Source organism: Streptococcus suis (genome assembly GCF_002960445.1).
In the GTDB taxonomy this organism is placed as follows: domain Bacteria; phylum Bacillota; class Bacilli; order Lactobacillales; family Streptococcaceae; genus Streptococcus; species Streptococcus hyiners.
Genome location: NZ_POJD01000201.1, coordinates 1 through 292, shown reverse-complemented (window position 1 = coordinate 292; position 292 = coordinate 1). Strand labels below are relative to the sequence as shown.

Below are 292 nucleotides of genomic sequence, written 5' to 3'. Positions count from 1 at the left end.
CGATAACGATTTTGGTGTCGAAGTAAGGGTCTGAGAAAGTAAATACTTTCTTACGCGCTTCGGTGATAGTTGTACCTGCCATTAGGGCGTCCGCAGATCCAGCCTGTACAGCGTTGACAGCTGCATCAAATCCTGGGAAGCTTTGATTCATGGTCCAACCTGAGCGCTTGGCTACTTCGTTGATGATGTCAACATCTAATCCTTTATAAATTTGATCTGAGTCTTTAAACTCGAATGGGGCGTAAGCATTGTCAAATACGACATCAATAGTATCGTCAGCTTTAATGCCAGT

General features: G+C 43.8%; 1 protein-coding gene. It reads right to left on the bottom strand.

The window, feature by feature from the left end; genetic code table 11:
• On the bottom strand, positions 1 to 292 hold a 292-nt coding region (locus C1G53_RS08160; RefSeq protein WP_153046680.1), incomplete at both ends, for a transporter substrate-binding domain-containing protein.